The sequence below is a fragment of the Mucilaginibacter yixingensis genome (assembly GCF_041080815.1).
Taxonomy (GTDB): Bacteria; Bacteroidota; Bacteroidia; order Sphingobacteriales; family Sphingobacteriaceae; genus Mucilaginibacter; species Mucilaginibacter yixingensis.
Genome location: NZ_CP160205.1, coordinates 3583769 through 3606576, shown reverse-complemented (window position 1 = coordinate 3606576; position 22808 = coordinate 3583769). Strand labels below are relative to the sequence as shown.

Annotated in this window: 19 protein-coding genes; 5 read left to right on the top strand and 14 right to left on the bottom strand. The window is 46.3% G+C overall.

Going from position 1 to position 22808, the window contains the following annotated elements; all coding sequences use genetic code 11:
* Positions 1-51 precede the first annotated feature (51 nt).
* The 3 genes from ABZR88_RS14565 to ABZR88_RS14555 all read right to left on the bottom strand — a co-directional run bounded on the left by ABZR88_RS14565 (position 52) and on the right by ABZR88_RS14555 (position 5268).
* Positions 52-1086: a type IX secretion system membrane protein PorP/SprF gene (locus ABZR88_RS14565; RefSeq protein ID WP_107826631.1), complete on the bottom strand. Its 1035-nt coding sequence runs from the start codon at positions 1084-1086 to the stop codon at positions 52-54.
* An 8-nt stretch (positions 1087-1094) separates the two neighbouring features.
* Positions 1095-4700 carry a PKD domain-containing protein gene (locus ABZR88_RS14560; RefSeq protein ID WP_146166449.1) on the bottom strand — a complete coding sequence of 1202 codons (3606 nt, stop codon included), beginning with the start codon at positions 4698-4700 and terminating at the stop codon, positions 1095-1097.
* Positions 4701-4824: 124 nt separating this feature from the next.
* Positions 4825-5268 carry a response regulator gene (locus tag ABZR88_RS14555; protein ID WP_107826633.1) on the bottom strand — a complete coding sequence of 148 codons (444 nt, stop codon included), beginning with the start codon at positions 5266-5268 and terminating at the stop codon, positions 4825-4827.
* Between the two features lie 111 nt (positions 5269-5379).
* Here ABZR88_RS14555 and ABZR88_RS14550 point away from each other — a divergent pair, with 111 nt between their 5' ends.
* The 3 genes from ABZR88_RS14550 to ABZR88_RS14540 all read left to right on the top strand — a co-directional run bounded on the left by ABZR88_RS14550 (position 5380) and on the right by ABZR88_RS14540 (position 9395).
* Positions 5380-7524, top strand: coding sequence for a 7TM diverse intracellular signaling domain-containing protein (locus ABZR88_RS14550; protein WP_107826634.1), 2145 nt, complete (start codon positions 5380-5382; stop codon positions 7522-7524).
* Between the two features lie 112 nt (positions 7525-7636).
* The gene (gene cysC / locus ABZR88_RS14545) at positions 7637-8239 is read left to right on the top strand and encodes an adenylyl-sulfate kinase (RefSeq protein ID WP_211309735.1); all 603 of its coding nucleotides are present in this window, start codon (positions 7637-7639) and stop codon (positions 8237-8239) included.
* A gap of 1 nt (position 8240) precedes the next feature.
* Positions 8241-9395, top strand: a complete 1155-nt coding sequence (locus ABZR88_RS14540) for a sulfotransferase (protein ID WP_107826635.1) — start codon at positions 8241-8243, stop codon at positions 9393-9395.
* On the opposite strand, the gene ABZR88_RS14535 is transcribed toward ABZR88_RS14540, so the two are convergent.
* Together ABZR88_RS14535 and ABZR88_RS14530 are read right to left on the bottom strand one after the other, a co-directional pair.
* Positions 9385-10095 (bottom strand): NUDIX hydrolase, encoded by a 711-nt coding sequence (locus ABZR88_RS14535; protein WP_107826636.1) that lies wholly within the window; start codon positions 10093-10095, stop codon positions 9385-9387. The genes ABZR88_RS14540 and ABZR88_RS14535 overlap by 11 nt on opposite strands.
* A 36-nt stretch (positions 10096-10131) precedes the next feature.
* A complete protein-coding gene (locus ABZR88_RS14530) occupies positions 10132-11766 on the bottom strand; it encodes a M28 family peptidase (protein ID WP_107826637.1) in 1635 nt (544 codons plus the stop codon).
* A 112-nt stretch (positions 11767-11878) separates the two neighbouring features.
* Here ABZR88_RS14530 and ABZR88_RS14525 point away from each other — a divergent pair, with 112 nt between their 5' ends.
* On the top strand, positions 11879-12532 hold the full coding sequence (locus ABZR88_RS14525; RefSeq protein WP_107826638.1) for a CatA-like O-acetyltransferase: 654 nt from the start codon (positions 11879-11881) through the stop codon (positions 12530-12532).
* 91 nt (positions 12533-12623) lie between these two features.
* On the opposite strand, the gene araA is transcribed toward ABZR88_RS14525, so the two are convergent.
* The 8 genes from araA to ABZR88_RS14485 form a co-directional block, all read right to left on the bottom strand.
* Complete coding sequence (gene araA, locus ABZR88_RS14520) at positions 12624-14123, bottom strand: L-arabinose isomerase (protein ID WP_107826639.1); 1500 nt, start codon at positions 14121-14123, stop codon at positions 12624-12626.
* Positions 14124-14147: 24 nt separating this feature from the next.
* Positions 14148-15557 carry a glycoside hydrolase family 27 protein gene (locus ABZR88_RS14515; RefSeq protein WP_107826640.1) on the bottom strand — a complete coding sequence of 470 codons (1410 nt, stop codon included), beginning with the start codon at positions 15555-15557 and terminating at the stop codon, positions 14148-14150.
* Positions 15558-15592: 35 nt separating this feature from the next.
* Entirely contained in the window at positions 15593-16291 is a 699-nt protein-coding gene (locus tag ABZR88_RS14510; protein ID WP_107826641.1) for an L-ribulose-5-phosphate 4-epimerase, read from the bottom strand.
* A gap of 6 nt (positions 16292-16297) precedes the next feature.
* Complete coding sequence (locus ABZR88_RS14505; RefSeq protein ID WP_107826642.1) at positions 16298-17980, bottom strand: ribulokinase; 1683 nt, start codon at positions 17978-17980, stop codon at positions 16298-16300.
* Between the two features lie 276 nt (positions 17981-18256).
* Positions 18257-19078 carry an MOSC domain-containing protein gene (locus tag ABZR88_RS14500; protein ID WP_107826643.1) on the bottom strand — a complete coding sequence of 274 codons (822 nt, stop codon included), beginning with the start codon at positions 19076-19078 and terminating at the stop codon, positions 18257-18259.
* 390 nt (positions 19079-19468) lie between these two features.
* Positions 19469-19795: an iron-sulfur cluster assembly accessory protein gene (locus tag ABZR88_RS14495; RefSeq protein ID WP_107826644.1), complete on the bottom strand. Its 327-nt coding sequence runs from the start codon at positions 19793-19795 to the stop codon at positions 19469-19471.
* Between the two features lie 125 nt (positions 19796-19920).
* Positions 19921-20334: a Fe-S cluster assembly scaffold IscU gene (iscU, locus tag ABZR88_RS14490; protein WP_107826645.1), complete on the bottom strand. Its 414-nt coding sequence runs from the start codon at positions 20332-20334 to the stop codon at positions 19921-19923.
* 130 nt (positions 20335-20464) lie between these two features.
* Positions 20465-21676 carry an IscS subfamily cysteine desulfurase gene (locus ABZR88_RS14485; RefSeq protein ID WP_107826646.1) on the bottom strand — a complete coding sequence of 404 codons (1212 nt, stop codon included), beginning with the start codon at positions 21674-21676 and terminating at the stop codon, positions 20465-20467.
* A 90-nt stretch (positions 21677-21766) separates the two neighbouring features.
* Here ABZR88_RS14485 and mce point away from each other — a divergent pair, with 90 nt between their 5' ends.
* Positions 21767-22168, top strand: a complete 402-nt coding sequence (gene mce / locus ABZR88_RS14480) for a methylmalonyl-CoA epimerase (RefSeq protein ID WP_107826647.1) — start codon at positions 21767-21769, stop codon at positions 22166-22168.
* A gap of 112 nt (positions 22169-22280) precedes the next feature.
* On the opposite strand, the gene ABZR88_RS14475 is transcribed toward mce, so the two are convergent.
* Complete coding sequence (locus ABZR88_RS14475) at positions 22281-22754, bottom strand: hypothetical protein (protein ID WP_107826648.1); 474 nt, start codon at positions 22752-22754, stop codon at positions 22281-22283.
* Positions 22755-22808: the final 54 nt, after the last annotated feature.

The window sequence follows — 22808 nt, the reverse complement described above, 5'->3', positions numbered from 1 at the left end:
AGAAATAAATCCCAAATTGAACATTCGAAATCCGAAATCTCTCAACAGGGCCTAAAAGCTGTGCGTAGGGCAACGTACTTTATAACGGTTGTTAAGCAGAATGCCTATCACCAACTCGTGCGTGCCATTGCTTACTGTTTTTAGTGCCGAAGTTGTCATATCATAAGAGTAACCCACGTTGATAGACGAGTTGATATTAATGCCGGCCAATGCCCCAAAAGAATCATCTTTACGGTACGAACCTCCCACCCAGAAAATATCGCGGAAGCCCATCTTTAGGTTTGCATCAAATGTGGTAGGTACAGGTTGTATCACTTTTACCAGTACAGACGGCATCAAGGTTACATCATCACTTAAGAACAATTTTAAGCCTGCTGTAAAAAAGTAATGCGGTACGGTTTGGCTCTTTACCAGCGATGTATTGGCACTGGCCCCGCCCTCATTAAAGTACAGATTTTGGGGTAACAACTGCTGTACAGAAGCACCCAGATAATAGTTTGATGAGTAGGCCCAGATACCGGCGCCCAGATCTGGTTTCCACTGGCTGTTGTTGCCATTGGCAATGGCCGGGTCAATCTGCGAGTCGGGCAGGGTAATTTCTGCGGTGTTTAAGCTGATATGGTTCACCCCGGCCGATACGCCCAGTGCCAGATTAAGCTTCTCACTCAAGCCAATGTGATACGCGTAAGTAGCATCTAAATTGGTTTGAGTGATAGGGCCGGTTTTGTCAGACACCACCATAAAGCCGATGCCATGGTGCGGTTCTGATGCCATATACTCTTGGGTATACAAGCGGCCCATAGGGTTGTTATCGCTACCGCCGGGCATAGCGCTGGCATCGCCCTGAACAAAACGATCGCCGATAGGGGCGTTAATGGTTAAATAGCTGGTTACGGGTGCGCCTTCCAATCCCGTCCACTGACTGCGGTAGCCGGCTTTAAGATCAACATAGTTTTCTATACCTGTAACGGCGGGGTTAAGTAAATAGTTATTAAAAACATACTGTGTATACTGCGGTTTTTGCTGTGCGCGGACAAGTGTTGCAAGAACTGTTAGTACTAAACAGATGAGTATTATTTTTTTCATTAACTTATTTACCTGATAATGGTTACGCTTCCGGAAATTACTTTCCGGCCGTTTTTAGGATTTATGATGTAATAATAGGTCCCCGCAGGCAATTGCGCGCCTCTATAAGTACCATCCCACGGTTGAGGATAACCAATTGACGAATATAGCTTTTCTCCGTATCGGTTGTATACGTCAATCGTACAATTTGGATAGCTATCCATGTACTTAATATTCCAGGTGTCGTTTACGCCATCGCTATTAGGCGTAAAGGCATTGGGCACTACCGGCGCCTTAAGCACAATTACATCTACAAATGCAGATTTTGGGCAATTATTGGCACTTGTAACCGTAAGCATGTAGGTAATATCGTTTGAAGGCGATGCAATGGGCTGCGCTACATCATCATGATCCAGCCCGGTAGCCTTGCTGCCGTCTTTTAAAGTCCAATGGTACGTTAACGGCTGATCGCCGGAGGCTGTAGCATTCAGCGTAACCTGCCCCCCATCCAGCAGATGAATCTCTGACGGGACATTGATGGTTGGATTGGCGTGAACTACCACGTGCATCGTCGTATTATACGTACACAGATTATTGGCCACAAAATTGTAGTTAATGGTAAATGTTCCCGGCCCTGCAGTGGTTGGATTAAACAAACCCGATGTAGACACACCTGCACCATTAAAGGTAGAGGTACCTGTTACCCCGTTGGCCGGTGTGGCCTGTATTTGCACCGGCGAATCTTCCTGACATAGCGGACCGATAGGTGTTAATGTAACCGTTGGGCTAGGCTTAACGGTTACCTGATGTGTTATCACGGATTGGCACGCATCACCAGAATAAGCTACCAGCATAACGGTATATGGAGTGGCTGTGGTTATGGTTCCGTAATTGTGGTGATAGATTTTATCAGCCGGAAACTGATCCCGGGTGTAAGTTACTGACTGATTGGGTTGATTGACGGCATCAAAATACCAGACCAGTTTGGTGATATTGCCAGGGTTGACATTTGAATTATCAAAGAACAGCACATCATCCACACTACAAAGGCTTCCGCTGTTTTGTGGGGTAAAATCGGCAACTGGTGTGCCGCCGTTTACTGTAAACTGTTGATTTTTAGTGCTGCTACAACCATATTTGCTGGTAACAGTAAGCGTAATGGAAAATCCATTGGTGTGGGTAAAATGATGCAATGGATTTTTTAAGGTCGACGTGTTGTTTGTGCCTGAGGCCGGATCGCCAAAATCCCATAGGTAGGTAAACTGGGCTTCGGTATGGTCGGCAATGGTGCTTAGGTCATTAAACTGGGTATTGTCGTTTACACAGGCATCCGGCAAAGAAAAGTCAACCTGTGGCAGCGGGTGAATGGTTATCGGTTGGGTAATGTTATTGGGGCAGCCTGTACTGCTGGTAACTGTAAGTTTTACGTTATAAGTGCCGGCCGCCGCAAACTGATGCGTAAAAGGTGTGGCATTGGTATGCGTAGGCTCGGTGGTGCCGTCGCCAAAATCCCAATCCCATTTGCTTAAAGTGCCTTCGCCGGGTACTGAGGTATCTGTAAAGGTTATACCGCGGGTTTCGCAATCAGTTGCCGAATAATGGAAGCCAGCCTGCGGCGAAGCGTTAATATGAATTTTTTGCTGAAAAGTATTAGAACACCCATTTTGATTAGTAACGGTGAGCGATACCATGTAATCGCCGGCTTTGGTAAAGGTATGTGTGGCGTTTTTTGTGGTTGCAGTGTTTGGGTTGGCTGTTGTGCTGTTGGCGGCATCGGCAAAGTCCCAGGCCCAGGTTTGGGTGGCAATACCTTTGTTATTGGTGTTATCTGTAAAGGTTACATTGTCGTTTAAACAAGCACTGGCCTGAGCTGTAAAATTAGCCGCCGGGACATCAGAAACAGAAAAGTCAAACTCAATGTCTTCGGTCGATCCGCAGTCTGAACTATTGGGGTTAAGCACGGTGGCTACAATGGTATAACTGCCCGCCGTATTATATTGTATTGGTGTGCCCGGGTACTCGTAGCTATATATGGTAACATTACCTTTTTGTGTTTGGTCTACAATTACCGGAGCGTTATCTACAACAGGTGGATTGCCATCCTTTAAATCCCAACTGATGCTGGTAGTTTGGTAAGGGATACTAATGCGCGGTTTATAAGAAACACCTGCACAACCCGAAGAACTAATGGCACTGGTTTGTACGTCCTGGAGTTTAATAAATTCATTGAGATCCTGAAGGTTGGTACCGGCCGAGTAGCCGTAAGATTCTGTACCGCCAAAGCCGTAAGCAATAGCGTTGAAAGGCTGACTGGCGGCAATGTTGTGTGTGCCCGATGTAACCGTGCCTGCTCCACCTGCAGCCCTTGGCCCTGATGTAACCGGTATTTGAGCGTATGAATAGGCGGTATTGCCAGATACTGGTGTGAATAAGGTATATGGCGTGCCATCCAGTGTAAATGATGATGCGGCGCTGGTTGGAATTACCACGTTAATATAACTCTGGGTAATGTTGTAATAGCCCGTTGAATAGAGGGTAACATGGTCTAGTCCTTGTTCTATAGGGCTCAGGTAAATCATTTCAGGATCGCCTACATCATTTTTGCTAACGGCGCAGTTGGCAGCCAGGGTCTGGTTCTGGGTAGGGGTGTACTGTACTACCTGTATGGGCTTATCGGCAGAGATGGTGTTGGTTACGGTGCCGGTGGTATTGGTATTAAACTCGTAATAAAAGCCGTTGGTGAAGCTACCAGCGGGTATAGGCTGCCCGTTGAGTGTTACGTTTGTGGCCGGATCGCTCAATACAATGCGGAATATGTCATACGGGCGATTCATCAATGCAACGGTAACATAGTTTTTGCCCCAGGATGAAGTGGGGTACACCTGCTGAAAGAGGTTGTCAGACGATAATGATGACGCGGCACTGCAGCCAATGCCCAGTTTAGTACTGCCAGAAAATACGGCTATACGCTTACAGGTACCCGTGGTGGTACTTACCGATTGGATACGTGTTCCGGTTAAATCTGTAAGGGAGAGGCCCTGATAAACCTCGCCCTTTTGAAGATTGATAACAAACGGAGCACCGGCCGACTGGCCGGTAGTAAGCGCTGCTGAAGGGGTAATTTGCACTTGGGTGCCATCCTCGGTAGCAACTATTACAAAGGTTGAATAGCTGGGGTTGGCGTTTGATTTTTGAGTGTAGTTGAGCGAGTAATAGTTTTTACCCAGGGTGTTAACCGGTAGCAACAGCGTTGCGCCTGATACACTCGAGGCATAAATGTGCGCATAAACGGCAATAGGTTTAAGCGATGTAACGTGGATACCTTTTAAAAACTGACCGGCACTGCCCAGAAATTCTGCTGGTGGTATGTCAACAAAAGTTACTGTGTTGGGCGTAACCGTAAACGGAATTGCAGTTGTGCCATCGGCAAAGCTAACACTGCCGCTGGTGCTGGCATCAGAGGTAATATAGAGGATCATTTTACTGGGCGAGTTGCCAGTGGCAGTATTCACATGGTCCATATAGGCTGTCCAGAACTCGGTGCCCTTACTGGTTGATCCAGACTGTGCGTACAGCCGGGTAAAATTAAGCATAGCAAATAGCGTTCCCGCTATCAATAGGGGTATTGTTTTCAACTCATCAATAGTATTAATTGGTGCGGCGTAACGTCAATTCAACAATGGGGGAACCGTTACGTAACGATAAAAATACGTATAGAGTTGATAGAAAGTGTAATAAGGACTGTTTTTATTTTTCGCCTTAACTTTTGGTTAGCTGGGCCAGCTCCAAATTGGCCATTTTTAACTTGTGGGCCAACTCTTTATTCTCTTTGCGCAGGTTGTAAATTTCCAATGCGTTTTGGATATACATTTTCAATTCATCATCCTGCCATGGTTTTACCAGGTACTTATAAACCTGGCCACGGTTAATGGCGCCCATAACGGCATTGATGTCAGAAAAACCGGTTAGTAAAATGCGGATGGTATCAGGGTAAATGGGAAGTATAGATTCAAGAAATTCAATACCAGTGATGCCGGGCATACGCTGATCTGTAATAATTACGCCAATTTCTTCGGTATCTAATATTTTACGGCCTTCTTTGACAGATTGAGCAGTGAAGATGTTGAAGTTTCGCCTAAAAGCAGCTTTGAAACTATTTAAGTTATTTAACTCATCGTCAATATAAAGCACACCTACTTGCATAGTTTCGTATTAGGTCAGGGTTTTGATAGATTAAACGAAATTAGTTTGTAAAGGTTTAACTATAGCAAAATTTTGTGTAAAATTATTGCAATTATAACCTGACAATTGTTAATGAGGAAGCTGTTTTTCCTTTTGCTGATATGTTGCTTTACGTTTGCTGCCCGTGCGGCCGATACAGTTACTGTTGATGACGGCCAGTCTGTTTTCCTCACCCGCCGTTATGTTGATGTATTGGAAGATCACAAAGGCAACTTCCTTGCGCAGCAAGTAATAAACAGCACGCAGTTTCATCCCCCGGCATCATCATTACCTTTTCTGCGTTATGCAGACTCTGCTATATGGGTGCGGTTTACACTACGCAATAAAAGCGATGAGCCCTTTATACATATTACCATTAACAGCGGCATAATTGATGCGTTTGATTTGTTTACTCAAGCGACAGACCAAAGGATTATACACGTTGGTGTTCAGCATAATGGGGTGAGTAATGGTATTATTAATTCGGGTGTCAGAAGCATAGATTATAGCGTGCCGCCGGGGCATGCAATCCAGGTTTACCTCTGCATCCGCAGCAATGATTCGCTGGCTATTCCTATCAGCGTACAAAGTGATGATAGTTTTGAAAGAGATGTAGCTGCTAACAACCTTGTACTAGGTGTTTTTATGGGCATTATTTTAGTAATGATCCTATATAACCTGATTCTTTTTGTGCTGGTGAAGGATGTCAACTACCTTTATTACATTATCTACGTATTCTTTCTGGGCATTACACAATGGCAGATACGTGGACTGAACCTTGATTTTTTGAATATCAACAAAGTTGTAGCCAATAATTACCTGGTGCCTGTTGTCAGGGTTTGTTTCTGGGTTTCTATTCTGCTTTTTGTACAAGAGTTTTTGCAGATTAAAATTAACATGGGGCGCCGTTACAGGCGTTTTTATATCGGCCTGTTTGCAATTTCTATACTACCTGTTGTTGCCGTATTGGCCGGACAAACAACCATCGCTTTTAGCCTGATCACATCGGTTGCTGTGATCAACTCTATTTCGCTTATTGTTATCGGTTTGGGGCTTTATCTTAAAGGATTTAAACCAGCCAAGTTTTTTATGATGGGTTGGAGTCTGTTTTTGTTCACCATACTCATAACCATTTTGCGTAACAAGGGCTTTATTGCTTATAACAGTTTTATGGCCAACATTGTGCTTTATAGTTCGGCTTTTGAGTTGATCATCTTCTCGGTAGCATTGGCAGACCGTATTAACTTTTATCGTAAGCAAAACCAGGAAGTCCAAAACTTTGCGCTTACCATTGCCCGTGAAAACGAAAAGCTGATTACCGAGCAAAACATCAGCCTGGAAAACCGGGTGAAAGAACGTACTCAGGAGCTGATCGAGAGCAATAAACATCTTTCTTCAACCATAGAGAACCTGAAATCGGCCCAGATAAAGTTGATTGAGAAAGAGAAGATGGCCTCGCTGGGGCAGCTAACGGCCGGCATTGCACACGAGATTAATAATCCTATCAACTTTGTAAGTTCTAACATCAAGCCGCTCAAGCTGGATATGGCAGAGCTTTTTGTATTGCTCGATTATTATCATCAACTGGATGGCGCGATAGATGATACTGAGTTAAGACAACGTATAACCGAATACCGTAAAGAGATTGACGTTGATTTTATCAAAGCCGAAATAGGCACCTTGCTGGATGGTATTGAAGAAGGCGCGGGCCGCACGGTAGAAATTGTGCAAAGTCTGCGTGCATTTAGTCGCACGGATGAGCCGGTACTCAAGCCTGCTGATATTAACCGGTCCATACTTACCACGCTGGTAATTCTGCGCAGCACCATTCCGTATTATATCGAAATAAAACCGGTACTGGATAAGCTGCCGCTGCTCAATTGCTATCCGGGTAAAATTAACCAGGTGTTTGTAAACCTCATTAACAACAGCATACAGGCCATTAAGGCTAAGCCTAAGCATCATAAAGAGTATGTGCAGATTACTACGCATGATACTCCCGACTCTATCCTGATAGAAATTACTGATTCCGGCCTCGGCATGACCGAAGCGGTAAAGCAACACATTTTTGACCCTTTCTTTACTACTAAGGATATTGGCGAGGGCACAGGTCTGGGCCTTGCCATTGTGTTTGGCATCATTGAACAGCATCATGGCACTATAGAGGTAATATCTGCCCCCGGTGAGGGCACCACGTTTAAAGTGAAATTACCCAAAACACTTGGTGGTGGTGCATAAGTGCAGCTCATAGATTTTATGCAGGGGCAAGCATTTTAAACCATTAACAATGGTTTAACGTAAAGCAACCAATCCCGGGCGGTCATCGTAATGAATTATAAATCACATTACTTTGACACCCGATATTATCACCGCACAATATGATGGCCGCGCATTAGAGGCCATAGAGCAGCGTAACGGGCATAAAGCCGCTGTGGTTTGGCTTACCGGCCTAAGCGGAGCGGGAAAAACTACCATTGCCGATGAAGTGAAGCTGCGCTTGTTTGAGCAGGGTGTGCACTCATTTGCGTTAGATGGCGATCAACTGCGCAGCGGATTAAACAAAGATCTTGGTTTCACCGCTGCCGACCGACACGAGAACATCCGCAGGGCAGCAGCGGTGGCTGGATTATTTTATCAATCGGGCGCTGTTGTGCTGTGTTCATTTATCTCGCCGTTTGCAACTGATCGCGAGGAGGTAAAAAAGCAGTTTCCTGAAGGCCGTTTTCTGGAAATTTACGTAAAGTGCAGCCTGGAAGAATGCGCCCGTCGTGATCCAAAGCAGTTGTACAAAAAGGCGTTGAATCAATCCATCCCCAATTTTACCGGCATTAATTCGCCCTATGAGGTGCCAGAGAAACCTAACATGGTTATTAATACAGAACATTGCACGGAGACAGAGGCCGCAGAGATGGTGTTGACGTTATTACAAGTTGAAGGGATAATTACATACTAACATGCCATCGTATCCAACCATTATAGAACTTGAGAGCAGGCTAGATGCTTTGTTGCCTATGGGTAAACAAGACCAGCGCCCAACGCCTGCGTTGCTACAGGCGGCTGGTCAATGGTCTGACGCGGTGTGGGCTGCTGCCCTCGAAGCTGGACCAATTCAGCTTACTAAAGCGCAGATTGAAAGGGGACTGCAACTGGCCATGAGTCCATTGTTTATTTGTGGTGTGCACAGGAGCGGTACCACCCTGATACGCGATCTGTTGGATGGGCATCCCGATCTGACCGTGCTACCAGCCGAGGGGACATTTTTTACCAACCAGGTACATCATTTAGAAAGATTGCCTACTGATGAATGGGGCGGCTATTTAACGCGAGAGTGGTTGCGCAGGCTGGCTAACCCTATTAACCAGGCGCCATACTGGCTGCTGGGGCGCACTACCCGCACGGCTTCGTTGTATGTAGATTTTGCACGTTATGCAGATGCCTGGCATCAGGTATGCAGCCGTAGATTGGGGCATATTTCACAGTGGCCGCATTTGGCTATTGTGCTGGCTTATGCCGCGGTAACAGGTGCTGCTGAAGCTAAGTACTGGGTTGATAAAACGCCTACCCAGGAACTGTATTTATCTGCCATTAGAAATGAGATGGCCAATGCCCGCTTTATCCACGTATTGCGTGCGCCTGTTGATGTATTTATATCGCGCAAGCAGATGGAGCCTGGTTTGAATTTGGGCAGATGTTTACGTGAGATGGCAGCCACCTACAAAATTGCCCGCCATGAAGGGCGGAAAGAGCCAGGCAGTTACCTGGTTATCCGCTATGAAAATATTTGTGAAGATGTAGAATCCATTACCGGCCAGATAGCCCGCTTTTTAAATATCAATTTTTCGCCTATCTTACTGATACCTACCGTAGCGGGCAAACCGGCGCGCGCCAACAGTTCGTTTAACAGCGAACTGCCGGCAGGAGCTATCATTACAAAACCGCGGCACCTACAGCACCTGGATGCAGTGGATGAGCAGCGCTTATCTGCTTATCTATATCGCCCGGCGCTCAATATCGGTTATCCGCTAAAGCCCATGCCGCTGTGGCAAAGTATACTGTTTAAGCCGTTTTTTGAATGTCGGCAGGCCATAACCCGGCGTTTTAGTCTTTAAAAAAGCGATCGGGGTTAGGGATGAAGTTCAAAAACGAGTGGAAGTTTTCCATATAGTGCGATTGATCCAGCGTGTAATAGAATGCTCCTTTTTTTGATGATAGTTTCTCTTTTTCAGGTAGCTTGATGAGTAACCCGGTCGACAGCAACTTACGGCTAAAATTACGGTCATCAAGTTTAGACTGATAGATACCCTCGTACAAGGCCTGTAATTGCGGGATGGTAAATTTCTCCGGCAGCAGTTGGAACAAGATAGGGTGCAGCGCAGCTTTATATTGCAGGCGCTTTTTGGCCATCTTCACCATGTCGCTGTGGTCAAAGATCAGATCGGGCATATCGCCAACCAAAAACCATTCGGCGTGGTGCTTGTGGCTCAGTTGCTGCTCGTATTTGTGAATATCAATTAAAGCGTAATAGGCAATAGAAACGGTACGCTCTACCGGATCGCGGTTTAGTGCACCAAAGGCTTGCATCTGTTCCATATATACGCTTTTAAGACCGGTCAACTCTTCCAGGATACGGTTGGCGGCATCGTCTGGTGTTTCGTCGGCGTGCACAAAGCCGCCCATCAGGCTCCATTTATCTTTCTCGGGCTCAATATCGCGGTGTACCAGCAGTAGCTTAATGTTTGAGCCATCAAACCCGAAGATGATACAGTCAATCGCTAAAAGAAACCTGTCCTGGCCTTTATATTTACTCATTGAAGTGAATTGGTTTTTGTTGATCAGTGTTGCAAGTTAATGTTTTTCAAAAAAATCTCCCTTATTCCAAACAGGTCGTTTTGGGTCCATAGCCACCAGGTAGCCAATCAGAAAGTTAAGTTGGGCATATTTGCGGCCTGCGTTAAAATCAAACACGCCGTTAATATCGTCTTGCGGTTTGTGGTAGTATTTCTCGCGCCATACTTTTACCATATCGTTCAGGTTGTTTTTGCCGTCGGCTGTTTTGCTGCCATATTTAACATGCAACGCCGGAATACCCTGCAACACAAAGCTATACTGATCGCTGCGTACAAAACGGTTCTGGTCTGGCTCAGGGTCAGGTTCCACGCCCAGTCCCAGTTCGGCACAAGCCTCATCAACCTTTTTTGATAACGATGAGTGTTCTGCACCCAAAGCCGTTACCGAGAGGAGCGGGGCAATAATAGTTGGCATATCGGTATTTACATCGGCCACCATTTGTTTAACCGGTACGGTGGGATATTTGGCAAAGTAGCCAGAACCCAGGTCGCCCATTTCCTCGGCAGTTACCATTACCACCAGGATAGAGCGTTTTGGCTTTTGCGGCATGTTGTGGTAGATCTTAGCGATCTGCAACAAGCTGGCCACACCGGAGGCATTATCATGCGCGCCGTTATAAATAGAGTCGCCCTGTACGGCCGGACCGATACCTACGTGATCAAGGTGTGCGCTGTGCACCACATACTCGTTACGTAGCTTCGGGTCTGATCCGGAGATTTTACCGATGATATTAAAGCTGTTGATATCTGTCCAAACTGAATGATAGCCGATATGCAAAGCGCCGCCAATATCGAACGATGAGGTTTTTCCTGATTTAATCGATTGCGTAACTGTTGCCGTGGTTTTGCCGCCCTGTTGAATTAACTGGTTAAATAATTGTTGATCAATAGTGGCAAACAGCTTTACCTTATCACTGTAAAAACTGCGCGATACGGTTACCCTGCCGTCTTTATCCAGCGCACTGTACTGTGCCGGGCGACTGCCTGAAACAAACTTAAGGGTAGAATCTGCAGGACCGATCAGCACGCCAACTGCGCCGTGTTCGGCAGCAACTTTTAATATGGTGGTGGTATTTTGAACGTGCGCTGTAACGGACGACTCAAAGAACGATGGTGCACCACGCAGAATAACGATGATCTTTCCTTTTACGTTGATGCCGGCATAATCATCATAACCCAGTTTAGGTTCGCTTACACCGTAGCCAGCAAATACCAGTTTGCCGCTCACATCAATATCCTGTTGAACCGGGGTGCCGGTAATGGCAATATGTTTTGCTGCAGCATCAAATGGCTTGCCATTGAGGTTCAGCTCTATCTGCGCGCCTTTTGCGGTAAGTGCTTTGCGTAGTTTTATGTTTTGCTGCCAGGTGCCATTATCGCCCGCGGGTTCTACACCGTAGGCTTTCATCTGGTCAATCACGTAATCGGCAGCTGTTTGGAAACCTTCGGTACCGGGCATGCGGCCTTTTAGTTTATCATCAGCCAGGTAGGTAATGCTGGCTTTCATATCATCGGCACTGGCTTGCTCCATGGCCTTGCGCACGGGCTCGCTTATTTTTCGTGCCTTAACATTTGTGCTAATAAACAAAGCCGGTAAAACTATACTCAATAGGGCTAACTCCCTCACTTTCATTATACAAAACTAAATTAGGCTTGTAAGATAAAAATTCCCCGTCAATTAGCGTTCATAATAGCTAAGAAATTGCACAGAAGCTACGTTTAACCCGTACTTTTGTAACATCGCTATGAAACATAAAGTAGATATTCATACCTGGGCACGTAAGGAGCATTACAACCTGTTCAGTAAGTTTGAGGAGCCTATTTATGGTGTCGTCATTAATGTAGATGTAACGGTTGCCTATCAGTTTGCCAAGGCCAACCATATCTCCTTCTTTCTTTACTGCATGTACCGCGCGCTGGGAGCAGCCCAGTTTATTGAGCCATTTAAATATCGTATTGAAGATGATGAGGTTTTTATTTACGATAGGGTAGATGCCGCATCCACCGTACCCCGCGATAATGGTACTTTCGGTTTTGGCTATTTTCAATACTATCCAACGCTGGCGGCATTTATGCCCGAGGCTTTGAAAGAAATGGCGGACGTAAGGAGCCGTACAGACCTGGTACCTGCATCCATTGAAAATATTATTCGTTTCTCGGCCTTGCCATGGATTGATTTTACGTCGATATCCCACGCCCGCATGTTCTCGGCCAAAATGAGTGGTCCGAGTATTTCATTTGGCAAGATGACCGAGAAAGACGGTCGCCGCACTATGCCGGTGTCTATCCACGTGCACCATGCGCTGGTAGATGGCTTACATATCGGGCAGTTTATTGAGGCTTTTCAGGGGTTGTTGAACAGACCCCTCCCAACCCTCCCCGAAGGGGAGGGCTTTTAAGAGCACAATTAATATAAAACAAAAACGCCTGCTCTCATGAGCAGGCGTTTCTTCTATCTCCTCCCCTTAGGGGAGGTCGGGAGGGGTGTTCTTATTTGAACAAACCGTAATAAGCTTCGTTCCAGGCAATCTCTTTCTGGATACCGTTCAGAGTAGTATCCTTGTCAATTACCAGGTACTCGATGCCTGCCATTTTAGCAAAATCGATCAGCAGATCGCTGCTCAGGTTTTGGCTGTAGGCAGTGTGGTGAGCGCCGCCGGCATAGATCCAGGCTGCACAACCGGTTTTCATATCTGGCAGTGGTTTCCACAGTACGCGGGCCACAGGCAGTTTAGGCAGATCTTTAGTTGGCTCAACAGCTTCAACCTCGTTAATGATCATACGGAAACGGTTGCCCATATCAACAATAGAAGCATTCAGTGCTTTACCTGCACCAGCGTTAAACACCAGGCGCACAGGATCAGCTTTGCCGCCAATACCCAGCTCATGAATTTCTACAGTTGGTTTAGTACCAGCTATTGATGGATCAACCTCCAGCATGTGTGAGCCCAGTACCAGTGAGTTGTCGCCATCAAAATGGTAAGTGTAGTCTTCCATAAATGCGTTACCGCCTGGAAGGCCAGCACCCATAACTTTCATTGCACGTACCAGGGCAGCAGTTTTCCAGTCGCCCTCGCCAGCAAAGCCGTAGCCTTCGGCCATCAGGCGCTGTGAAGCGATGCCTGGCAGCTGAGCCATACCATGCAGGTCTTCAAAAGTATCGCTGTAACCTTTGTAGCCACCATCCTGTAAGAATTTGCGCATACCGCACTCAATCTTCGCAGCATCACGCAGCGATTGATATTTAGCACCGCCTTTTTGCAGTTCTGGTACCACGGTGTATTCTTTCTCGTAAACGGCAATCAGGTCATCAACTTGCTGATCGGTGATGCTGTCAATTACAGCAACCAGATCACCAATACCGTGAGTGTTTACAGCGAAACCAAATTTCAGTTCAGCCTCAACTTTATCGCCATCGGTAACAGCGACAAAGCGCATGTTATCGCCAAAGCGAACAAATTTAGCACCTTGCCAATCGTTCCAGCCAGCAGCAGCGCGGCTCCAGGTGTTGATCTGGTCAAGCACTTCCTGCTCTTGCCAGTGACCAACAACCACTTTACGTTTAATACGCAGACGAGACATGATGAAACCAAACTCGCGGTCGCCGTGGGCGCTCTGGTTCAGGTTCATAAAGTCCATATCGATAGAAGACCATGGAATTTCGGCATTGAACTGGGTGTGCAGGTGCAGCACTGGCTTGTTCAATACTTTCAGGCCGTTGATCCACATTTTGGCAGGCGAGAAAGTGTGCATCCAGGTAATGATACCGATACAGTTATCGTCATTATTAGCCGCTTTGCAGATGGCGGTAATTTCTTCGGTACCTTTTACAATTGGTTTAAAAACCACGCTTACAGGAACCTGTGGCGCGTTGTTAATACCAGCTGCTATTTGCTTTGAGTGTTCGGCCACCTGTTTCAGGGTTTCTTCGCCATACAGGTGCTGGCTGCCGGTAACAAACCAAACTTCTAATTTTTTAAGATCGATCATTTTTTGAATTGTTATTAGGATATTTTACTGAGCGGTGAGCAACAAAAGTATTGCCCCATGTTTGTTGATTTTTTGCTGATAATTACTGCTGAAAGAGCCCACATCGGCCTTGTTCCACAGGTTGCGTACTTTGATCTTGCCTTTCAGGCCGAGATCGGCAAAGTTGACGCTAACATTCTGGTCCTGGTCGCCGATGTTAAATAGGCCCACGTAGTAGGCTTTCTTACCTTTAGCTTGCGAGTACCATACCATGCTGCCATCTTTCTTATAAAGCTGCTTTGGATTCAGGCCTTGCTGATTAGCGGCCAGCACCTCATCATTGGTAAACAGTTTGGTCTCGATGTCGCGATTTTCAGGCATGTTACCGCCAATCATTAAAGGTGCGCGGTAAAGGCACCAGAAGGTCATGTGGGTATACAGTTCGTCATCGGTAAAACGGCTGTAGCGCTCTTTGCCAACCGGACCGCGTTTTGATAGCTTGCCAATTTGCAGCATATCGCAATCTGGCCAGTGACCCGGACCGCCTACGCCTTCCCAGTTCTTAGCATACTCAAACATGTGCAGCACTTCTTTCCAGTTGTCCCAGAAATCGTCTGCCATGCGCCACATATTGCCGTTTTTGGTAACGTGGGCTGCTTGTGCTACCGGTGTTTCGCCAGGTGATAAGCTGAACACAATAGGGCGGCCGCATTGGTCAATCGCCTTACGGTAACCTTCCACCTCGGCAGTGCTGTACGGGCGAGATAAGTCGTCAACCTTAATAAAATCTACACCCCAAGAGGCATACAGATTAAGCAGCGAGTTCAGGTATTCCTGTGCGCCGGGTTTGCTCATATTCAGGCCATACATGTGGTTTAGCCAGGTGCATTTTGATGAGGTATCGGCAATCATATCGGCTGTGATACCTTTGGCACCCAACACCGGCGATTTTGCCCATACCGCCTGACGTGGAATGCCACGCATAATATGGATGCCGAATTTTAGACCGAGCGAGTGTACATAATCACTTACCGGTTTAAACCCTTTGCCGCCCCATGCTGATGGGAACTTGTTAGGTTGTGGCTCCAGTCTGCCGTATTGATCCATAGTTAACCAGGGCACAAAAGAACCATCCTGCAGGTTACGTTGGTAAGGGTTACCAATGTTGCTGCCAGGAGGATTATCATAGTCCCAAAGAAAATCTATCACGATGTACTGCCAGCCATGCTGCTTTAGGTTTTTGGCCATATAGTCGGCATTGGCGCGCACTTCATCTTCATGCACGGCAGAGCCAAAACAGTTGTAGCTGTTCCAACCCATGGGCGGTGTTTCAGCAACGCGGGTTTGTGCGAAAGAGCCAAGAGAAAAAAGCAGTATTACCAACAAGCCCCCTAACCCCCTGAAGGGGGAACTGAGGCGGGCCATTATCTTGGTTTTAGAATATTGTGTTTTCATGTTTTTAGATTCACTACTTCAAAATCAATGATTAATTATTGACCGTAGTAAGAATCTGGCCCGTGCTTGCGCTCGTAATGCTTTTTAATCAAAGCATCTTTTAAGCGTGGGGCCTGAGGGTTAATCTTCTCGGTAAGGTAAGCCATTTGTGCGCAGGTTTCCAGCACGGCGCTGTTATAAACAGCTTTATCGGCAGTTTTACCCCAGGTGAATGGGGCGTGGTTGCCCACTAATACCATTTCAACCTCTTTATAATCCAGGCCTTTGTCCTGAAAGCAATCCATGATCTGGAAGCCGGTCTGATACTCGTAGTTACCCTGAATCATTTCGTCGCTCATTGGCGGCGCGCAAGGGATATCTACCGTGTTATGATCGGCATGGGTAGTACCAAAGATTGGAATATCGCGTTGTGCTTGTGCCCAGGCAGTGCCGTAGGTAGAGTGCGTGTGCACAATGCCATTAATACCATCCCAGTGTTTGTAAAGCACAGCGTGAGTAAGCGTATCGCTTGACGGGCGCAGATCGCCTTCAATGGTTTTGCCATCAAAGTCAACAATCACCATTTTTTCTGGCGAAAGATCCTCATAAGGCACGCCGCTTGGCTTAATAGCGAAAACACCCAGGCTACGATCGGCTGCGCTAACGTTGCCGAAGGTGAAGAGTACCAGGCCCAGCTTAGGCAGCTGCATGTTGGCGCGGTAAGCTTCTTCTTTAATGTGTTGATATTTGCTCATTTTAAATTAATGTGAGGTTGTATTTGCTTCGATAAATTGCCCCAGCGACAGGTATTTCTGATAACGTGTATCATAGAAACCGGCCAGCTCGTTGTTTGGCGTGTACTCTACGTCAAAGCCGCCGCCCATGGCGTTCATGGCTTCTGATACGTTAGGGTAGATGCCGGCTACGGTAGCAGCAAACATGGCAGCACCCAAAGCACAGGTATGTTCAAACTGGTGAATGCGGATTGGCATCTGCAATACGTCAGACATCATTTGCATAATGTATGGCGATTTTTTGGCCACACCACCAATACCAATCAAACCTTTAACAGGCACGCCCTCGCTGCGGAAGCGCTCTACAATGGCACGGGCGCCAAAGCAAGTAGCCTCTGCCAGCGCGCGGAACACACGTGGAGCATCGCTACCCAGGGTTAAACCGGCAATGCTGCCTTTTAATAACTGGTTAGCATCTGGCGTACGGCGACCGTTAAACCAGTCGATAGCCAGCTCGGCGTTATCATTTAATGGCAATGCAGCAGCTTGTTTGCTCAGTTCTGGAATGATTTTCCCTGAAACTTCTTCAACCAGCAGTTGTGCGGTATGTGCTTCTACAATTTTGGTATTAGCCAGGATGTTTTGCAACGGCCATTCAATCAGTTTACGGAACCATGCATAAGTATCGCCAAAGGCAGATTGACCTGCTTCAAGACCAGCCATACCAGGGATAACCGAACCATCAACCTGACCGCAGATACCTGCTACCAGTTTGCCATCCATATCTGTATTTGGAGCTACCAGGATATCGCAGGTTGAGGTACCCATTACCTTGCTCAGGTAGTAAGGCTCAATCTGGCCACCTACGGCGCCCATGTGTGCGTCAAACGCTCCTACACCAACTTTAACGTCGGCGCTCAGGCCCAGGCGTTCAGCCCACTCGGCGCTTAAAGTGCCGGCAGAAACGTCAGAAGTATAAGTGTCTTTATACAGACGGTCGGTAATACCGTCTAGCAGCGGATCAAGCGCTTTGAAGAAATCATTTGGAGGCAAGCCGCCAAACTCAGCAGCCCACAGTGCTTTGTGACCAGCAGAGCAACGGCCGCGCAGAATAGCTGCAGCATCGGTACCGCCGGTAAGCAGGAACGGAATCCAATCGCAATGCTCAACCCATGAGTGGCAGGCAGCGCGCACTTTCTCGTCTACACGTAGCACATGCAGCAGTTTGGCCCAAAACCATTCAGACGAGTAGATACCGCCTACATATTGCAGGTAGTTGGTATCGTATTTAGCAGCATGAGCATTGATCTCTGCAGCCTCGCCAATTGAAGTGTGGTCTTTCCACAGCACAAACATGGCGTTCGGGTTTTCTGCAAACTCAGGCAATAAGGCCAGAGGCACACCTTGTGCGTTTACCGCAACAGGGGTAGAGCCGGTGGTATCAACCGAGATGGCGCGCACAGCGGCAGCCACTTCTGGGCCGGCTTTGGCAACACAATCTTTAATGGTGGTTTCCAGGCCGTCAATGTAGTCTTGCGGGTGTTGGCGGAACTGATTGGCCGGTGCATCGCAGTATAAACCCTGCTGCCAGCGGCGATAATAATAAACTGAGGTGGCTAACTCTTTGCCGGTAGCGGCATCAACAATAACAGAGCGTACCGAATCGGAGCCATAATCTACTCCAATCACGTAATTTTTTAGGTTCGTCATTGATTATAATTAATTGTTAAATTAACACTTATTTTTCCGGGAAATCAAAATATTTTTTTGTTAAGAGAAGCCTTTGGCAGAGATTAGAGATTGGTTGGTTAGCGGTTAGGTTTTTTGAAAGGGGCCAATCATAAATTAATTTGTCATTGCGAGGAACGCTGGGGAGATGAGGTAAGGGTGACGAAGCAATCTCGTCGCTTGCATAAACATGCGACGAGATTGCTTCGCGCTCAGTTCCCAACCTCGACCCTGCTCGCAATGACAAAATGGGATGGCTTACTCAAACACGGCTGCTTCCTTCACTTTCAATATCTCCATTTCATCGCCCACGGCAATAGTACCTTGGCCAACGTGCGTAAGGTTTTGCCCGAAGTAAACTTTATTCAGCCTGCGGCGGAAGCCTGCCAGTGTTTTCAGTGGTTCTTTCTGGCGTTCGGCTGTATCCTGATCTATGCCCGGTACCGGACAGCGGACGCAAAGCTTTACGCCATAGAAGTGAATGTTATTGATGCTGAAATGTGCCAATTCGTCTTCTGCAAATGACTCGCCGCCGGTGAAGACGATGTTAGGGCGAAAACGGTTCGCCGGAATAGCATGACCGACACGGTTGCTCAGATCATCCAGCGAGGCCTGTCCGATGAGCAGGAAAGGGTAGGCGTCTGCAAAAGAGGTGATCATACCGGGTTGGGCATATTTAAGGTCGGTTTGCCGTTGTGTGTCGTCAGGCATATAAGCCAGGCGGCAATTGACGCCCAGCTTTTGGGTAAACCATTCGTCTGCAGCTGGGCTTACGTATTGACCGGTAATGCTATCGTCCCAAACGGTAAAGGTATCAAGGGTGGTGGTTTGAGGCTGAAAAGGAATGAGGAACGATGATTGATCTGGGGTGTAAGTTACGCTGATGCCTTGTTTATGCAGTGCCGGTTTAAAGAGCGCCATCTGCGGCAACTCGCGTTGTGAAAGGAAACGGTTATTATCGTCAACCAGCATCCAGCGGCGGTCATACCGCAGTCCGCGGTCTGTTACCAGTGCATTATTGAGCGCTATGCCTCCCAATGATTTTACCGGATAAATGAAGAGCTGACTGACGCGTAACATAATGTTAAATTTAAAATTTTAAAGTTAAAAAGCCATTAATTAGCGGCCGACCGTGGTTTATGCTGCTTACTCCTGTAGGTTCTGGCGGCCAGGCAGGGTGATTTTACCCTTTTTGTATTTTTATGGCTAAAAACTTGCTGAAATTCAGGATTTAACATTAATTTTATTTCTGCAATCTGAAACCTAAAAACAATGACCCCTGAACAAAAAATGCGTCGTGCGATCGAGCGTCAGAATGCCTCGCTTATGATTGCTTACCTGATTGCGTTGCTATGCACATTTTTGGTGATGGCGCTGATCTAGGCCGTTAATAATTGCTTAATATTAAATCGAAATAAAAATAAAAAAGCCCTCGTTTTCACGAAGGCTTTTTTTATGCTTGGCGGTATATTATACCGAGAAACTCTCGCCGCAACCGCAGGTGCGTGATGCATTGGGGTTATGGAAATTGAAACCCTTGCCGTTCAGTCCGTCGCTAAAATCAAGCTCGGTGCCGGCCAGGTATAAAAACGATTTCATATCCAGCGCCAAACGCACGCCCTGATCTTCAAAAAACTGATCGCCTTTACGTTCCTCGTTATCAAAATCGAGGTTGTATGACAAGCCCGAACAGCCGCCGCCCTTTACAGACACGCGCAAGAAGTATGAACTATCCAACCCGGCATCCTGCATCAGGTGGTCAATTTTATCTTTTGCTTTATCGGTTACTGTTACCATTTTGTTTTTAGTTGATTGAGTTGATTAAGTGAGTAGTTGATTAAGTTATTAATCGAGCTACTCGCTAAACAGGTGGGGTTGATAGTAAATTAACTACTCACTTCGTCAACCACTCACCACTTAACTCAATGGTGTGATTTCTCTACTGCAATCGGCTCCAAACCGTTTTTAACGCGGTAATCGTTAATAGCGGCTTTGATGGCGTCTTCTGCCAATACCGAGCAGTGAATTTTTACTGGTGGCAGGGCCAGCTCTTCAACGATATCCATGTTGTCAATTGTCATGGCCTCGTCAATGCTTTTGCCTTTCAGCCACTCTGTTGCCAGCGATGATGACGCGATGGCAGAACCGCAACCAAAGGTTTTGAATTTTGCATCGGTGATCACGTTGTTCTCGTCAACCTGAATTTGCAGACGCATTACGTCGCCGCACTCAGGAGCGCCCACTAAACCGGTACCTACAGCACTGCTGCCTTTATCTAAAGTACCCACGTTACGCGGATTGGTGTAGTGGTCAATTACTTTATCTGAATAAGCCATTGTTTTTGTATTTAGTTCATGGTTTATAGATCATTGTTCATGGTCTACTTGTCATGATGTTTTTTATAAATTATTGCCTCAAAAAGTGTTCCAATCCATGATCTATCAACCATGAACTAAAAACTAATTCTTAGTGTTCTGCCCACTCAATAGTGCTCAGGTCGATGCCATCTTTGAACATCTCCCATAGCGGCGACAGATCGCGCAGGTGGTTAACCGCTTTGCGGGTTACCTCGATAGCGTAATCAACTTCCTCTTCGGTTGTGAAACGGCCAAGACCGAAACGGATAGAAGAGTGTGCCAGATCGTCAGACAAGCCCAAGCTTTTCAGTACGTATGATGGCTCCAGTGACGCTGAAGTACAAGCTGAACCTGATGATACGGCCAGATCTTTCATAGCCATCATCAAGCCTTCGCCCTCTACGTATTTGAAAGAAATGTTGGCTACGTGTGGTAAGCGGTGTTCAACGTTACCGTTTACATAGCTTTCTTCCAGTTTGGTCAGTTCGTTCTGCAGTTTGTCACGCAGGGTAGAAAGGCGTTTTGCTTCGCTTTCCATTTCCTCCTGACAAAGCTCGCATGCTTTACCTAAACCAACAATACCCGGAACGTTCAGCGTACCAGAGCGCATACCGCGCTCGTGACCGCCACCGTCCATCTGGGCAGTAACTTTAACACGTGGTCCTTTACGGCGTACGTACAGTGCACCTACACCTTTAGGTCCATATATTTTATGAGCCGACATAGCCAACAGGTCAATGCCGTCTGCATTTACATCAACAGGAATTTTACCTACTGCCTGAGTAGCATCTGTCATAAACAGTGCACCGTGTTTGTGGGCAATAGCAGCAATTTCTTTTACCGGCTGGATCACGCCAATCTCGTTGTTACCATACATGATAGATACCAGGATGGTTTCAGGAGTCATAGCGGCTTCCAGTTCGGCCAGGTCAATCAGGCCATCTTCTTTTACATTTAAGTAAGTAACGCGGCCGCCAATTTTTTCAACGTGTTTGCAGGCATCCAATACCGCTTTGTGCTCAGTAACAGCGGTAATGATGTGGTTGCCTTTTTCCTTATACATCTCAAATACACCTTTAATAGCCAAGTTATCGCTCTCGGTAGCGCCAGAGGTAAAGATGATCTCTTTCTCGGTTGCACCAATCAGTTTAGCCACTTGCTCGCGGGCGTAATCAACAGCTTCTTCGGCCACCCAGCCAAAAGCATGGTTGCGGCTGGCCGCGTTACCAAACTTGTTGGTAAAGTAAGGCAGCATCGCTTCCAATACCCGTGGGTCCATCGGAGTGGTTGCGTTATTATCTAAATAGATAGGAAAGTCCATAGCAGTATTTTGAATTACAAAGATAAGCAAACTTTTAGTTTTAAATCAGGCTTTGTAGCTTAGGCAGTCATTAATTTGCAATTTTTGTCTATGAAAAAGGTAGAGCATATCGGTATAGCCGTAAGCAGCATTGAAAGCGCCGGAGCAATCTGGAAAACCTTGCTTAACACTGACATATACAAGATAGAGGAGGTGTTGACCGAGGGCGTCAAAACCGCCTTTCTGCAAAGCGGACCCAATAAAATAGAGCTATTGGAGGCCACTACGCCTGATAGCCCGATAGCCAGATTCTTAGAAAAAAAGGGCGAAGGCATCCACCACATAGCCTTTGAGGTAGATGATATTGAAGCCGAAATGGCCCGCCTTAAAGCCGAAGGTTTTGTGTTATTAAATGATGTGCCTAAGCGCGGTGCGGATAATAAGCTGGTTTGTTTTGTGCATCCGAAGGACGTGGGAGGGGTGTTGGTGGAGTTGTGTATGAACCAGGATTGAGCGGATTTTTAGGATTTACAGGATGCTTATCCTGGTTTAATTATACTAGTAATCCTAAGTCATGCCGAACTTGCTTCGGTACCCCATATGCTAAGTTTGTGCTAGTGGGAGTTTATTCGGGGGCTATCATTGCTGCATTAATTTGATTAAATAATTCGTCCGCATTAAAATTCTTTAACCCACTGCCAAGCAGTATTTCTTTATCGCGGTAAAAAAAGGTAAGGACCTTGTTTTTACTAACTTCAACGTGGTTAGACCAGTATTTGATTTTTAGATTCTCAATTTCCAGTTCCTCTATTTGTTTTAGCTCATAGATTTTCGTTTTGTGACGATTAAATAAAGAGTCTGTCACTGTTAACTGGTCGTTATTTATAGTAAAGGTTGTTTTGCTTGCCAATAATTCGATGGAAATGTAAATCCAAATTAATAAGCATATGATAATAAAGCTTATATAGAAGTAATTAGGATGATCTTCTTTTAAAGCATTTATACCTGGTACTATCATTAAAGACACAGAAAGAGCGAGTGACCTAAAAGCCTTTCGGGGTTTTGAATAGGTAATGCTATAAGAAGCAATGTTTTGCATTATGTAAGTTAGGTATGTTAAGCAAATTTAGCTAAAACACATTGAAGGTGCTGG